Source organism: Vibrio sp. IB15, assembly GCF_016406055.1.
GTDB classification, from domain to species: Bacteria; Pseudomonadota; Gammaproteobacteria; order Enterobacterales; family Vibrionaceae; genus Vibrio; species Vibrio chagasii.
Genome location: NZ_JAEFCE010000029.1, coordinates 16,261 through 31,915, shown reverse-complemented (window position 1 = coordinate 31,915; position 15,655 = coordinate 16,261). Strand labels below are relative to the sequence as shown.

The following is a 15,655-nucleotide window of genomic DNA, read 5'->3' as shown; positions in this document are numbered from 1 at the left end:
GTCGGTTGGTTATTTGGAGCTCAGCACAGAAGCTGGATTTAACTTCGCTGCTCGAGATGCTGGGTACCATGTCGCCAGCAGACTTAAAGCGATTGCAGTACCTGATACTACAACGACATCCATCATATTCAGCTGTGATGGCAAGAAGTCGACAAAGTAGATATCACCAGACAGGAATTGGTGATCGATCAGCTTCTCAAGACCCTTAATTAGAGTGGTAAGATTGAGTGCAACCAAAACACCTATCGCACTGCCGACTAAGCTACCTAATACGCCTGAGAACACGCCCTGCCAAACAAAAATACGTTTAACTAAACCATCGGAAGCGCCCATGGTTCTTAAGATTGCGATCTCCGAAGCCCTATCTTTTACTGCCATCATCAAGGTAGAGACAATATTGAAACACGCAACACCAATCACTAGCACCATGACTAAGTACATAATGGTGCGAACCAATTGAATATCTCGATATAGGAAGCCGAACTTCTGTTGCCAACTGCGCAGGTAAACATACACATCAAGCTGGTTGCCAACCTCACGTACAATCTCGTTAGCGTTCAGTACATCGGTCACTTTCAAAGAGACACCTGTCACAGCCTCCCCCAAGTTCGCATAAACCTGAGCATCACCAATCGGAATGAGCGCTAAGCTATGGTCAATTTGTCCATTCAGCGTCAGTAAGCCGGCAACTTTTACTCGTACCCGCTTTGGCGCCTGAACCTTAACCGAGCCGTTCACTGTTGGGATCATCAAAGTCAAGTAATCACCCACTTGCGCGCCAAGCACATTGGCGACACCAGAGCCTAAGATGATCTGCTGCTGCCCTGCTTTGAAATTGCTCCATACTTGCTTATTAATGAAGCTTGATAGACTCGATACCTGTTGCTCAAGCTGTGGGTCAACACCACGCACCTCAATCGCTTTAAGTTCTTTGCCCTTTTCAGCGAGCGCTGTGATTTTCACATAAGGCGCAGCGGCAACGACTTTGTCATTTTTTTCGGACTGCTCTACCACATGCTGCCAGCGAGTTACAGGTTCATTGACCCCTTCAAACTCACCATGGGGAATCACAGATAGAACGCGCGATTCTAGCTCACGCTCAAAACCATTCATGGCTGACAGACCGATAATGATCACCGCCACACCAACCGCAATACCAATCGTCGAAGACAAAGAGATGAAAGACACCATCTTGTCTCGCTGTTTAGCACGGCTGAAGCGGCCGCCTATCAAAAGAGATAAAGAAGAAAACACTTAGCTCTCCTCTTTTTCTACGTTAACCAACAAACCATCTTGCATGTGCAGTTGACGATCCATTTTGCCAGCGAGTTCGCCATCATGGGTCACCACTAAAAAGGCGGTATCGTATTCGCGATTCAACTCTCGCATTAAGTCATAAATGGAAAGCGCAGTATTGTGGTCTAGGTTACCCGTCGGCTCATCCGCTAGCACAAGAGCAGGCTTATTTACTAATGCACGAGCGATCGCCACACGTTGCCTTTCACCACCAGAAAGCTCTGAAGGACGGTGATCAACTCGATGACTTAGTCCCACTTTATCAAGTAACAACTGTGCTTCTTGTTTGGCTTTCGCAGGCTTTTCACCACCTATCAACAGCGGCATAGCGACGTTTTCTAATGCTGAAAAGTCAGACAATAGATGGTGGAATTGATAAACAAAACCAAGGTGCTGGTTGCGAAGCTTAGCCTGCTTGTTCGAGCTCAGTTTAGCTAAGTCTTGACCCAGAAAGCTCACGCTCCCCGCAGAAGCATCATCAAGCGCTCCTAAAATATGCAGTAACGTACTCTTACCTGAACCAGAAGTACCTATGATAGAAACCAGTTCACCTTTTTCGATCTCAAAGCTCACCCCTTTAAGGACCTCAGTATCCAACGAGCCTTCACGGTACGTTTTACGGATATCATTACATTGAAGAAAATTACTCATAACGAAGGGCCTCAGCAGGTTTCACAGAAGATGCACGGTAAGAAGGGAAAATAGTAGCAATCAAGCTAAGTGCAATAGCAAGTACCACAACAACGGCGATTTGAATTGGGTTAATCAAAATAGGTAACTGACCACCAAACGAGAATAGAGCAACACCCATCGCTTCTAAAATCGGGTTAAGGTTCATTGCCAGAACAACGCCTAATGCGCCGCCGGATAGTGCGCCAATAACGCCACTACTTGCACCTTGAACCATAAAGATGCCCATCACTTGACCATCGGTCATGCCTTGGGTTTTAAGTATCGCGACCTCAGATTGCTTCTCCATCACCACCATAATCAACGCAGAGATAATATTAAATGCGGCAACCCCGATGATCAGCCCAAGCATTAGGCCCATCATGTTTTTCTCCATACGAACCGCTTGGAACAGCTCGCCACGTTGGTCCCGCCAATCGCTCCATAACCAACCATCTGGTAAGGGTTGACTCGATAGCTCTGCGACTTCAAATGGGTCTTCAAAAAACAGTCGCCAACCTGAAATAGTGTCCGACTTGTAGCGCATCAAACGCCCTGCATCTTGGATATCCGTCACCATAAGTTGAGCATCAATGTCCGAGCCCGTATTAAAGATACCGGCTACGGTGAAATTACGTTGGCTAGGAATACGGCCAAGTGGTGTGTATTGGCTTGCGCTAGTCACCATTAGGCGAACCTTGTCGCCCATCGATACCTTTAGGTTTCTCGCCAGTGTATGACCAAGGAACAGCTGATATTGCCCAGCTTTTAGTGAAGACAGTCTACCCGCAATGAGGTGGTCTTGAAGTGGATCATCAGAATTGGGTTGGATGCCAATCAAAAGGCCCGCTGACAGTTGCGCAGGGCTCTGAATCACCGCCTCACTGCGAACGATCGGTTCAACATGACCATTAAGCGAAATTTGCTTAGCAAAACCAGGGGCTTGTTCAGAGAGTAGCGTCTTACCACCTTGCTCATAAACCACTGCCTGAGGAAGAACGCCGAGAATTCGGTCTTTTAATTGCGCTTCGAATCCATTCATTACCGATAAAACAGTAATCAAAGACAGCACACCAATGGTGATACCCGCTGTCGACATATAAGAAACAAAACGGCTAAAGCGATCACCTGAACGGCCTTTCAAATAACGCAGGCCAACAAACATTGAAATAGGATGAAACATACTTTGAACCATCAAAAAGGGATGCGGGTTAATGTAACGGGTATTGCTGTTACTGTGTAGGGGTTAATTGAAAATATAGAGTGAATTAACTCAATTAGTTAAGCCCGAAAAACAGAACCCTGTCAAAACACCAAATTTCAAACAACTATTTGATAGTTTCAATTAACTGACCTTGATTACTGCCGCCACATAGCGATAATCAATAGATCACTTCAAGGAACTAACGCATGACAGAACAAGAGTTTTTCACTGTTCACCACAGTCTTACCGCTAATATAGAACCGATGGAAAGTAACTTCACTTTACCCTCTCAAATTCAGTTCGAATCCGAGATCCCTGCCCCTTTTGTTGTGGCGAGTGAATTTAGCCAACTGGACCTATTAGCCGACAGCGCTCGCGCTGAACTGAAAAACAGCGACTTGAAGAATGTCACCAGTTTATTGGATGCACAGAACTCTAAATTAAACCTGCTGTTGAGCTTTATGTTATCGCAGCAAGATGATGAGAAGTTTCGAACTCACACCTACTCATTCGGTGCGAGCCAATTTTCCTGTTTTTCTAAGACAGACATCGAGCCAGGTCGCTTGGTAAAGGCGAAGCTGTTCTTGGAACACCCTGCCGCAGCGATTTACTGCTATGCGGAAGTGTTTGCAAGCCAACCTAAAGATTCAGGTTTCGAAATTAACTTCAAATACGCTCATCTTCGTGATACTGACCAAGACCTGCTGATCAAAGCGGCACTTCATCAACAACAGAAACTTTTGCGTCAACGCTCTCTAGACCGAGATAACAAGTAAATTAACATGACCAAACAATCTATTTTTACCCTACCTACCCTCAAAGGAGCCGGTGACAAGAAGCACATTGGTAACCTTGTTGGTTCGTCTCTCGCTCTTGCTATCGCTAAACTCGCAGAGCAACACAACAGTCATACTGTACTTGCTGTACCAGATCCACAAATCGCACTCAAGCTGCAATCTGAAATTGAACAGTTTACGGCGAGCGAAGTTGCACTATTCCCAGACTGGGAAACTTTGCCTTACGACAGCTTCTCACCACACCAAGAGATCATTTCAGATCGTATCGCGCGCCTTTATGCATTGCCGACGCTAAAAGACGGCATCACGATCGTACCGATCAGCACGCTACTCCAGCGCCAATCACCACGTGACTTCTTGCTACAGCACACTCTAATGGTGAAAACTGGTGATCTTTACTCACTAGAGAAACTGCGCCTGCAACTTGAAAAATCTGGCTATCGTTACGTTGACCAAGTATTTGGCCCCGGTGAATACGCGAGCCGTGGTTCTATTCTTGACCTGTTCCCGATGGGCAGTAAAGATCCTTATCGTATCGACTTCTTTGATGACGAGATCGACACCATCCGAACCTTCGATCCAGAGAACCAACGTTCTATCGAAGACATCTCTGAAATTCGACTCTTACCAGCGCACGAGTTTCCAACTTCGGAAACAGCGATAGAAGATTTCCGCATTCGTTGGCGTCAACAATTCGATGCACGACGTGAACCAGAATCGGTTTACATGCAGGTATCTAAAGGCACATGGCCTGCTGGTATTGAGTATTGGCAGCCTCTATTCTTCGATCACACAGAAACACTGTTTGACTATGTCGCTGACGAAGCACAGATTCTGGTATTAGGTGATGTCGAAACCGCCGTTGACTCTTTCCTTGCTGATGTCGCTCATCGATACGACCAACGTGGGGTCGACCCATTACGTCCTCTATTAGCGCCAGAACAGCTTTGGCTGAAAAAAGACGAACTGTTCGCACACTTCAAGCAAAAGCCACAGGTCAACCTGAGCTTAGAATCTATTGAAGAGAAAGCTGGACGCATCAACCTTCCGGTTACGTCACTGCCTGATCTCAGTGTTCAACACCAAAACAAAGAGCCTTTAGCAAACCTAAGAAAATTCACTGAAGCCTTCGATGGCAAGGTTGTTTTTTCGGTTGAGTCAGAAGGTCGTCGTGAAGCATTGAGCGAACTACTTCGCGGTATCAAAATACGACCAAACGAAGTTGAAAACCTCGATGCAGCCGTTAAGGCTAAAGACAAGTTCAGTCTGATCCTAGGTTCTGCTGAACACGGTTTTGTTCACGAAGAGAAAAACCTCGCGCTTATCTGCGAAAGCGACTTACTTGGTGACCGCGTTGTTCAACGCCGTAAGAAAGATAAGAAAAGCGTTAATAGCGACACGGTTATCCGCCACCTGGCAGAGTTAAAACCAGGTCAACCTGTTGTGCACATTGACCACGGTATTGGTCGTTACATCGGCCTGCAAACCCTCGAAGCCGGCGGCATGAAAACCGAATACGTGACACTTGAGTACCAAAACGATGCCAAGTTATACGTGCCAGTAGCTTCTTTGAACCTTATTGGACGATACTCTGGTGGCGCCGAAGAATCTGCACCACTGCACAAGCTAGGTAGTGAGGCTTGGCAAAAAGCGCGTAAGCGTGCCGCTGAAAAAGTACGTGACGTTGCTGCAGATCTGCTGGATGTTTACGCCAAGCGTGAGCTTAAACCTGGCTATAAATTTGTTTTAGATCGCGAGCAATACGCAACCTTCAAATCTGGCTTCCCATTTGAAGAAACCGATGACCAAGCGATGGCAATCAATGCGGTGATGTCTGACATGTGCCAAGCAAAAGCCATGGACCGCTTAGTGTGTGGTGATGTTGGTTTTGGTAAAACAGAAGTCGCAATGCGCGCGGCATTCGTTTGTACGGATAACAGTAAACAAGTGGCGGTTCTGGTTCCGACAACCCTACTTGCTCAGCAACATTTCGAAAACTTCCGAGACCGTTTCGCAAATTTACCAATTCGTGTTGAAGTACTGTCTCGATTCAAGTCCGCGAAAGAGCAAAAAGCGATCATGCAAGATGTCGCGGACGGTAAAGTGGATATCCTAGTCGGTACTCACAAACTGCTCTCTAGTGATATCAAATTCAAAGACCTTGGCTTACTGATCGTCGATGAAGAACACCGCTTTGGTGTCCGCCAGAAAGAGAAAGTAAAAGCGATGCGTGCCGATGTCGACATTCTAACGCTGACTGCAACGCCAATCCCAAGAACGCTCAACATGGCGATGAGTGGGATGCGTGACCTATCGATCATTGCAACGCCACCAGCACGACGCTTGGCTATCAAAACCTTTGTTCGTCAAAGTGACGATGCCGTAGTGAGAGAAGCAGTACTTCGTGAGATCATGCGTGGTGGTCAGGTTTACTTCCTGCACAATCAAGTCGATACCATTGAGAAAACCGCAGAGTCACTACAAAAACTGATTCCGGAAGCGCGAGTAACCGTCGCTCACGGTCAAATGCGAGAGCGCGAACTAGAACGCATCATGAACGACTTCTACCACCAACGCTTTAACTTGTTGGTGTGTACAACCATCATCGAAACCGGTATCGATGTTCCGACAGCCAATACCATCTTGATGGACAGAGCCGATAATCTTGGTCTAGCACAGCTTCACCAATTGCGTGGCCGTGTGGGTCGTTCTCACCACCAAGCTTACGCGTACCTACTGACGCCGCATCCGAAAGCGATGACCAAAGATGCCATTAAACGACTAGACGCGATTGCATCTCTGGAAGACTTAGGCGCAGGCTTTACCCTCGCAACACACGATTTAGAGATCCGTGGTGCCGGTGAACTGTTGGGTGATGAACAGAGCGGTCAGATCCAATCTGTCGGCTTCACGCTGTATATGGAGATGCTAGAGCAAGCGGTTGAGGCCTTGAAAGAAGGTCGAGAGCCGTCACTTGATGATCTGTTACGTGAGCAAACTGAGATTGAGATGCGCATTCCTGCTCTATTGCCAGACGACTACATTCCAGACATCAACACGCGCTTATCAACATACAAACGCATTGCGAGCGTGAGTGACACGGATGAACTTGCAGAGCTAAAAGTCGAGCTTATCGACCGCTTTGGTATTCTTCCCGATGCAACCAAAAACTTGTTATCGGTTTCCGAGCTTAAGTTGGCTGCTGCCTCTATCAAGGCGAAGAAAATTGAAGCGCACGATAAAGGCGGATTTATCGAATTCTACCCGGATGCTGACATAAACCCTAACTACCTCGTTAAACTGTTGCAATCTCAACCGCAAAAGTTTTCAATGGAAGGACCAACTAAGTTCAAGTTTACGATACCATTGGTCGACAGACGGAAACGAATTCAATTTGTTAGTGATTTACTAGGCGAATTCAGACAGAACTTGCTGCCTTCAGCGTAAAGCCTAATCCACTTGCACATATAATTTATCCAGCCGGTAGTGCGGCTGGAAAACGGAGTAAAAATGAAAAGACTGATCCCACTGCTACTATTGTTCGTCTCACTGCCAAGTTTGGCACAGAGACAATTTGATATAGAAGTGATCATTTTTAAGCGCGCAGTTGATGCTGAGAAGGTGAATGAGTCTTGGCCAAACACGCAGCCAAAGATTTCACTTGAGCGCGTTGGTTCATTTCAGGACACCCAGTACCGAGCAAGTAAAGGGGTAAAAATGCTCCCTTACTCGGAGTACAAACTGACGCCTCAGAAAGATAAGCTAAAGCAGCACGCTGGCTTTGAAGTACTGATGCATACGGCTTGGCGTCAAGGCGATCAAGGTAAGAGCTCAGCACCTGTTTTCCACATTCAAGCAGGTAAAGACTTCTCTAAACAGTTCAATGCTGACGGATCTGAAAAAGGCGCGGTTACCGCAAGTGCTGATGGCTTCCAAGAAGAGACCATCGACAAACCGCTTTATGAACTAGACGGCAAGCTACAAATCTATGTTCAGCACTACCTATACGCTGAAACCACTCTAGATTTGAAAGCACCAAGCGTTCGTGAAGTCACGCTGCAAGAACAGCAAATTGAACTCGATTCTCCAGTAAGCGGTGCAGAGAGCAATGTTCAGGTGGGCAACCTAACCGAGATTTCACCGACCGTTCAAGTAGAAGAGTTCCTTAAGAGCTACCGTATGGACCAAAAACGTCGTATGCGTAGTACAGAAACTCACTACCTTGACCACCCGCTTCTTGGCATGGTGATTCAAGTCCGTCGTGTTGCTCAATAAGCGGCTCTAGTGATATAGCGACTAAGCTGGTTACTCTACTCGCGATCTCGCTATACTCATATTAATCACTCCAAACGCCCTCCATTGTGAGGGCGTTTTATTAAGTGCTGGCTACTTTCAGCAGGTACTTACAAATTTAATTGGTACGCCCTATGAGCCCCGACTTCCAGATCAATACTCAAAACCTTAGCCTAAGAATTATTGAGCCTTCTGACGCACAAGAGTTTTCTCAACTGATCAAGTCTTCCCCTAGCTTACTGCCTTGGGTCGATTGGTGTCACGATCAGTTCTCTATCGTAGAGGCAGAGAAGTTCATTCTGGCAACTCGCCTAAACTGGGTGAAAGCCGATGCGTTTGGCTTTGGTATTTTTGAGCGAAAAAGCGATAAGCTGGTCGGCATGGTAGCCATCAATGAGCTTTACCACACCTTTAACATGGCGAGTTTAGGATATTGGGTTGGCGACCAATTTCAGAGAAAAGGCATTGCAAAAGAAGCGATGTTGGCTCTGTTTGAATTTTGCTTTGCGCAGCTCAAACTAACGCGTTTAGAGATTGTTTGTGATACCGAAAACCTACCGAGCCAAAAGCTCATAGAGAAGTGCGGCGCAGAGCGAGAAACCATTGCCAAAAATCGATTCATCTTCAACGGTAAACCAAAAGATGGGGTCGTTTACTCAGTACTGCCACCGGTGGCTTAGCAATAACCAACAAGGCTACCACTTAACTGACACGATCAAAAAAGAGCTCCGAAGAGCTCTTTTTTACTATCAGCGTTAAGCATTTTGAAAGCTTAACTCTTCTTCGAAAAGCTAGCTAATTAGTGAAGCTTTAGATTTGGACGTAGAACACGGTTGATACGGCCAACCAACATCATTAGTGACGTCTTGATGATTCCGTGAAGCGCCATCTGGTGCATGCGGTACAAAGAGATGTAAACCACGCGAGCAATACGACCTTCAACCATCATCGAACCTTTAGTCAGGTTACCCATCAAGCTACCTACCGTAGAGAAACGGCTTAGTGATACTAGTGAGCCTTTATCTTTGTAGATGTAATCTTTCAGGTCACGACCGTTCAGCTTAGCAATGATGTTACTGAATGCGCAGCTTGCCATTTGGTGAGCCGCTTGAGCACGAGGTGGAACAAAAGAACCATCCGCTTGTGTACATTGCGCCAAGTCACCGATAGCAAAGATGTTGTCATCAAGCGTCGTTTGCAGCGTGTTTTTCACAACCAGTTGGTTGATACGGTTAGTTTCAAGACCACCAATATCTTTCATGAAATCCGGCGCTTTAATACCTGCTGCCCATACCATGATTTGAGCTGGGATTTTGTCGCCATCTTTCGTTGTTAGGCCATCAGCATCGGCTTGCGTTACCATAGTATTGGTACGAACGTTCACACCAAGCTTAGTTAGCTCAGAGTGCGCAGCGCTCGAAATACGAGGAGGAAGAGCAGGAAGAATACGCTCGCCCGCTTCCACTAGGTTTACGTTTAGCTTGCTTGAATCTAGGTCACCAAAACCGTATGTACGAAGCTCTTTTACAGCGTTGTGGAGCTCAGCCGACAGTTCAACACCAGTAGCACCCGCACCAACAATCGCGATGTCTACCGTACCTTGACCATTCTTAGCGTGCAGCTTTAAGAACTGGTTGTTCATTTCAGTACGGAAACGGTGAGCTTGTTCTGGGCTATCAAGGAAAATACAGTTATCACGAACGCCTGGAGTGTTGAAATCATTAGACGTTGAACCTAGTGCCATAACCAGAATGTCGTATTCTAGCTCACGGCTTGGCATCAGCAATTCACCGTGCTCATCTCTCAGCTCGCTAAGTGCAATCACTTTACGCTCACGATCGATGTCGTTCAGGCTGCCCATTTGGAAATCGAAGTAATGGTTTTTTGCGTGCGCGCGGTAGCTTAACGCATCCACACCTTCATCTAGAGAGCCAGTCGCTACTTCATGAAGTAATGGCTTCCATAGGTGGCTTGCTTTACGGTCTACCAGTGTAATCTGGGCACGTTTCTTACGACCTAAAGTGCGGCCAAGCTTAGTTGCTAGTTCTAAACCACCAGCACCGCCGCCTACTACGATAATTTTTGTCACAATGACAATCCTCTACAAAATGAATAAATAGGGTTCGGCTCGATCACTCCAACCGATAAATTCTATGTATCTACCCGGCCTTTACATAAGGCTGTGACATATTGGATAACCGCGAAAAAGAATAACGACAGCTCACCGAGTAGTTAGAGGGGCTACAAGCAACAAACATCCGTTTATCGCCTTACTCACATGGATAAAAAAGGTGACAACCTTAGAGGTAGTACACAAATAATGGGCAAGTTTTATCACTCGCTCTCAATTTTTTTTGATATTTATCAAAATATTTTGCTTTGGAACATTATATATAGCAAACCGATGACCGCAACTAAAATCCTTACCCTCAATGAGGATTCGCCGCCAAATAGTTAACGTTTGCGCAAACTTATCAACATAGCAGCTACGACAGCATCATCAATAGTAACGTTACATTCAAAATAAAAAAATCGGCACTCATTGAGTGCCGCTTTTTATAAAATACTTAGTATGTTAAGCGTCTTTGAAAGCTTTCATTGCTTGAAGATGTTGAGAGATTTTTTTGAATTTATGGCTCTCTTTCTCATCCCAAATCACATCGTAGTAATCTTCGAGTACAGCTGCAGTTTTGCTATTGTCGTGAATTTCATCTTCACGAGAAAGCACCACTAGGCAGCGACCTTTGTTTTTCATGCGGTACTGTTCCACACACTTAGTCGCAATATCTTCGTACTCTTCAGGACGATCGATTCGGCCCACCATGTTGTTTTCAGGTTGCAGGTTCGGGTTGAAAATTACCTGCTTAATACCACACAAGAAACCAATACGCTCAGACCAAAAACCACCTAAGCCAACACCACAAATAATTGGATGTGGATCATCTGATTGCTCTATCACTTTGTGCACCTCTTTCAGTAGGTGCTGCATGTCATGCTTTGGATGCAAAGTACTGTAGTTGATGAAACGAACGTCATCATCAATGAATTGCAACTGCAGTATTTTTTCGTGATTGCCCGGGCTTGTTGAGTCAAAGCCGTGAAGATAGATAATCATTGTACCTCCCCCATTGAATATTGGTACGTTTTGATCAATCTAACAAGAAAAACAAGGTTTTAAAGGGAAGACCATCGAAATTATATTTTTCACTTCCTAAACGTGATCCTAGCTACAGAAAGTGTGACTGAGAGCCTCAGCTTCACGCAGATAACTTTCATCTCCCCACAGTTGATGGGCGAGCAAATACCACAACATTGCCATCATTCGACTTCGTGGTAACCACGCTTCTACACCATCCAACCAAGGCTGAACATCGTGAATACCACGCAGCTGACAGTACTTTTCAACCGTTTCTTGCACCGGGGCATCTGCGACTGAAATGGTTAAGGTTAGATCTAATCTAGGGTCAGCAATTGCCGCGTATTCCCAATCGATGATTTTAATAACGTCACTGTTCTTGACTAGGTTATAACCGCCGAGATCAAAGTGACATAAGGAGAGGTCAACACTCGGGATACTTGGCGTTGTACGCCACTCTTTATAAATGGTGCTGTAGATTTCTGTCTTATGAACAGCATCAAGCTGAAGCCAATAATGGTCCACTCGCGCTGTAAAACTAAACGGCTTAAGTGGTAATCGTGCTGTGTTAACCAAATGCACAGAGATAAGCGTTTTCAAAAGGTCATCAATATCTAAACCTTCATAAAGCGTATCCCCAGCAACCCATTCAACCAATAATCCCTGCTCATTCACCACTATCGGACTTGGTCCAATACCAAGACGCTCGATGGCAGACAACACTTGGTACTCTTCATGGCGGGAAATAAAGAAGGCCTTGGTAATTGGTGTGATCGGACGCCACACGTATTCAGCGCCATCAGCAGAAACCAGCTTCCAACATCGGTTAGTCAGACCACCGGTGAGTGTCTGGGCCTTCACTGGCGGCTGCGAAAAATAGCCATCAAGCGAACTCAAACTGGTATCAAGAAGCTTAGCCTCAGACCAAGAAAAAATTGCCATTGCTCATTCCCTATAAACGTCTTCGTTTCCCTACAAAAAAGACACTGACCAGAGCCAGTGTCTTCGAATATCAGCACATCATGTACTGAATTGGCGTGTGACCAACCTATCCACTTTCAAACGTAAGTGTTCATACTTGGCAGTTAAGCGAAATTAAAGACCTAGTAGGCTCTTAGATTGTTGCTTACGGATTTCAGTCTCGTCAGCCCACTCGATCAAGCCAGACTCAAGGTCCATCAGGCGCATAGTCATTTTGTAGTACACGTCTTCGTCGCTGCCCGCTTTTTTAACGATGCTTGATAGGTTGCCATACAGCATGTACTGAGCACCAACCATCTTACCGAACTGAATCGCAGAGCTTTGGTTCACTAGCTCATCGTTGTTTTGGAAGTTTAGTTGGTCACGAACAGACTCTACACGGTCCATGTCAACGAAACGGAACTTACCAGAGTTCAGCATTTTAGTACTGATTGTGTCAGTGATTGACTCAGTATCGATGTGCTCGCTTGTTTTGTTCTTGATTCGCTCTACGAACACGATTGGACGCTGATCACGAGTAATGTACGACACTGAACCAGAAGCCATCATGCTATCAACCATCTCACCAGCAATAGTTTGAAGGTCAGTTGAACCGAAATCGATTGTTGTGGTTTCTACTGCTTGTGCATCACCGTAGCTTACCTTGTTCGAACAACCGCCTAAAATAACCGCTAAGCCTAGTAGCGCAATGACACTCTTTTTCATGATGTTTCCTCAACTTATCATTGAGTGGGGTTACCCACACTCTTAAATTTTTATCTGTGCGAATCAATTCGCTTTCTTAAGTGCTAGTCCACGTTGACTAGCACCGGTTATAACTAAATCTGTTCTTACTGCTCTCGGAACTGCACTCGGAACTGAGTTGCTTTCGGATTTACCGATACTTCCGACAACGAAATGCTTTCAAAGCCACGCACAATCGCTTGCTTCCAAGGCCCTTGCTTCAAGTTGACCTCAAGCCCTGCATCGTCATACCAATAGAAACGATAAAGGATATGTTGGTCACCTTTATAGTTACTGTTTAAGCGGACAATACCTCGAGTGTGACCATCAATCTGATCGGTACGAATATCTTCAACTTGTAAACGGCTGCCCAATACATTGTCGCCAAAGAATACGTTCTGAGTCAGACTATCAACCCTTACGCCAGCTGTATTATCAGCACAACCAGCCAGAGCCATAACCGCTGCTAAGCTCACTAACCACTTTTTCATTACAGCCTCCCTAGCTGTTTATGCCACATTGTTGCGTTGTTTCCTTGTCGAGAAATCCATACCAAAGTGGTCTGCCCTTCTCGAATATCAAAATCGTAGGTTTTAGCACCCGCTTCCAAAGTATATTGACCGCTGTTTGCTACAAACGTACTGCTCTTAATCTCAGCTGGTAATGATTGCCAACTGCGAGTGTCTGGTTGCTCTGTCAGCGTGTTCCACACATTGAACAAAATGTTTCCAACATCATCACCCTTTGTTGCCTCTTTTCGAATGCGGTCCTTTGCGACCACACGTAGCGCTTGGCGAATAACAATGCTCGTCATACGCTCAGAGAGATCGTTCTGAGCCATGGCGTTTACGTCGGTAATCAAATGCTCTTGCAGCGGCTGCCCACTGATTCGTAACGGAGAAAAACGCTCTACGTTCTGACTTGGGTAATATGGCAGCGCAAGAGAGTATATTGCTCCCTGATCGCGACTGTCATAAACAGGTAAATCCAATCGCCAACTGTCCATTGCTTGAACAGCACTCTGCTCTTGAAGAACAATCACGCGCCCTTGCCCGCTACTTAGCTTAGATGACTGCTTGTAACGCTTCTCGAGTGTCGCTAAATCCTGTCGCATACCTAAGCGTGCCGCCGTTGCCATGGTTCTGTCGATAATCTCTTGGTTATCAGGCATCACCGCCAACGCACGTCGATAATCAACATAAGCACTGTTTAAGTCGTTTGAAGCTTCATAAAGCAGGCCCGATAAAAACATCAGATAAGCATTTTGTACTGACTGCAGCTTTTTACCCGCATCTGGGTAACTCGCGAGAATACTGCCAACATTGGCAGACAGCCCCTGCTTCTTCGCATCGTTGGCGGCTCTTTCTAGCTCGGCCTCACGCTGCTTTTTCGCTTGCTCTTGAACTTGATTGGCGCGACGCATTTCGATCACCGCACCTTCTAAATCGTTTTTCTTTAAATAGTTTAAGCCGAGATAAAGGTGAAGAAAGCCTAACTCGTAATCCGGCGGCACATACTCGGTAATGTTGTCATTCACAGCCAATGCACCCACACTGGTTGCACTGTCTGAGATAGAGATGACGGCTTTTCTCTGCTGCTCGGTAACAGCCTGATCCGCCGCTTCAAACGAAGACTTACTCTCTGGGTACTTTTGATCCAACAGATTGATTCTGCCTCTCTCAAAATTATCGAGAATATCGCCTGCTGCGTAATCTGGTAACTCTTGTTGAGCCTCTGAATAATCTCCAGATTTAACAGCTTGGTAGATACTTTTATTTTGTGCGCTGTAATGACTGAACAGGTTACCTGCAGACATACTCGCGCATCCCGCGGTCAGCGCCGATAGTAGGGCAATGGAAGCGAATCTAAACTGTTGCTTCACTTATCGTCTCCGTGCATGTTTAAAATGCCAACTTTATTATGGTCTGCTGACCTTTCGTGGTGAAATCAGCTCAAAAGCTCAACAGCCCCTAGTCTCATTATCAAAACGAAACGTGCTGTAAAAAGGATCTCAAGCAAGTAAATGCTTGCTTCATCGGGCTCTGGCTAAGCAAAGCCGATATTCAGACAACAGATAACAATTAAAGTTGGCATACAAACAACAAATTTTCCAACTTGTTGTTTGTTTTAATTAACTCATTAACTTTCTAGCTCGTTCATTAACTATTTTGTTAATTCGTTAACTTATTTGATTAGCTCATCAGTAAAGGGCCAAGCGGACGGCCACCAACTAAGTGCATGTGGATGTGGTAAACCTCTTGGCCACCATGAGAGTTACAGTTCACGATAAGACGGTAACCATCCTCTGCGATACCCTCTTCTTTTGCTAGCTTACGAGCAACTGTAAACATGCGCCCCATCATTGCTTCGTCTTCCACTTCAACATCGTTGGTCGTTGGAATAAGCTTATTAGGGATAATTAGGATGTGGCTAGGCGCACGTGGGTTGATGTCACGAAACGCTGTCACTAAATCGTCTTGGTATAGCAGATCTGCTGGAATTTCTTTGTTAATAATCTTACTAAAGATGGTTTCTTCAGCCATGTTTTTCTCCGAT

Annotated in this window: 14 protein-coding genes; 4 read left to right on the top strand and 10 right to left on the bottom strand. The window is 45.6% G+C overall.

The features are described 5' to 3' along the window. Positions 1 to 9: 9 nt before the first annotated feature. Genes lolE through lolC form a run of 3 tightly spaced genes read right to left on the bottom strand, consistent with a single transcriptional unit; the run spans position 10 to position 3,148 of the window. Positions 10 to 1,254, bottom strand: coding sequence for a lipoprotein-releasing ABC transporter permease subunit LolE (gene lolE, locus JC606_RS12430; RefSeq protein ID WP_137406943.1), 1,245 nt, complete (start codon positions 1,252 to 1,254; stop codon positions 10 to 12). Further along, positions 1,255 to 1,947 (bottom strand): lipoprotein-releasing ABC transporter ATP-binding protein LolD, encoded by a 693-nt coding sequence (gene lolD / locus JC606_RS12425; protein WP_061031789.1) that lies wholly within the window; start codon positions 1,945 to 1,947, stop codon positions 1,255 to 1,257. Next, the gene (gene lolC / locus JC606_RS12420; RefSeq protein WP_198778673.1) at positions 1,940 to 3,148 is read right to left on the bottom strand and encodes a lipoprotein-releasing ABC transporter permease subunit LolC; all 1,209 of its coding nucleotides are present in this window, start codon (positions 3,146 to 3,148) and stop codon (positions 1,940 to 1,942) included. Before lolC ends, lolD begins: the two co-directional genes overlap by 8 nt. 227 nt (positions 3,149 to 3,375) lie before the next feature. Between lolC and JC606_RS12415 the strand changes: the two genes are divergently transcribed. From JC606_RS12415 to JC606_RS12400, 4 genes are all read left to right on the top strand, one after another. Further along, complete coding sequence (locus tag JC606_RS12415; RefSeq protein ID WP_008223874.1) at positions 3,376 to 3,945, top strand: hypothetical protein; 570 nt, start codon at positions 3,376 to 3,378, stop codon at positions 3,943 to 3,945. A 6-nt stretch (positions 3,946 to 3,951) separates the two neighbouring features. After that, positions 3,952 to 7,413, top strand: coding sequence for a transcription-repair coupling factor (gene mfd, locus JC606_RS12410; RefSeq protein ID WP_198778672.1), 3,462 nt, complete (start codon positions 3,952 to 3,954; stop codon positions 7,411 to 7,413). A 63-nt stretch (positions 7,414 to 7,476) separates the two neighbouring features. Then, positions 7,477 to 8,241: a peptidoglycan binding protein CsiV gene (locus JC606_RS12405; RefSeq protein ID WP_137406947.1), complete on the top strand. Its 765-nt coding sequence runs from the start codon at positions 7,477 to 7,479 to the stop codon at positions 8,239 to 8,241. 152 nt (positions 8,242 to 8,393) lie between these two features. Then, positions 8,394 to 8,939 (top strand): GNAT family N-acetyltransferase, encoded by a 546-nt coding sequence (locus tag JC606_RS12400; protein WP_008223879.1) that lies wholly within the window; start codon positions 8,394 to 8,396, stop codon positions 8,937 to 8,939. A gap of 119 nt (positions 8,940 to 9,058) precedes the next feature. Here JC606_RS12400 and JC606_RS12395 read toward each other — a convergent pair whose 3' ends face one another. The 7 genes from JC606_RS12395 to hinT form a co-directional block, all read right to left on the bottom strand. Beyond that, positions 9,059 to 10,348 carry an NAD(P)/FAD-dependent oxidoreductase gene (locus JC606_RS12395; protein ID WP_004741956.1) on the bottom strand — a complete coding sequence of 430 codons (1,290 nt, stop codon included), beginning with the start codon at positions 10,346 to 10,348 and terminating at the stop codon, positions 9,059 to 9,061. Between the two features lie 486 nt (positions 10,349 to 10,834). Beyond that, the gene (ycfP, locus tag JC606_RS12390) at positions 10,835 to 11,374 is read right to left on the bottom strand and encodes an alpha/beta hydrolase YcfP (RefSeq protein ID WP_137406948.1); all 540 of its coding nucleotides are present in this window, start codon (positions 11,372 to 11,374) and stop codon (positions 10,835 to 10,837) included. 108 nt (positions 11,375 to 11,482) lie between these two features. Next, on the bottom strand, positions 11,483 to 12,337 hold the full coding sequence (locus JC606_RS12385; RefSeq protein ID WP_137406949.1) for a phosphotransferase: 855 nt from the start codon (positions 12,335 to 12,337) through the stop codon (positions 11,483 to 11,485). Positions 12,338 to 12,490: 153 nt separating this feature from the next. Continuing rightward, entirely contained in the window at positions 12,491 to 13,081 is a 591-nt protein-coding gene (lpoB, locus tag JC606_RS12380) for a penicillin-binding protein activator LpoB (RefSeq protein WP_004741952.1), read from the bottom strand. A gap of 125 nt (positions 13,082 to 13,206) precedes the next feature. Next, complete coding sequence (locus JC606_RS12375) at positions 13,207 to 13,590, bottom strand: YcfL family protein (RefSeq protein ID WP_004741950.1); 384 nt, start codon at positions 13,588 to 13,590, stop codon at positions 13,207 to 13,209. Continuing rightward, a complete protein-coding gene (locus JC606_RS12370; protein ID WP_137406951.1) occupies positions 13,590 to 14,981 on the bottom strand; it encodes a COG3014 family protein in 1,392 nt (463 codons plus the stop codon). Before JC606_RS12370 ends, JC606_RS12375 begins: the two co-directional genes overlap by 1 nt. A 310-nt stretch (positions 14,982 to 15,291) precedes the next feature. Continuing rightward, positions 15,292 to 15,642: a purine nucleoside phosphoramidase gene (gene hinT / locus JC606_RS12365; RefSeq protein WP_004736268.1), complete on the bottom strand. Its 351-nt coding sequence runs from the start codon at positions 15,640 to 15,642 to the stop codon at positions 15,292 to 15,294. Positions 15,643 to 15,655: the final 13 nt, after the last annotated feature.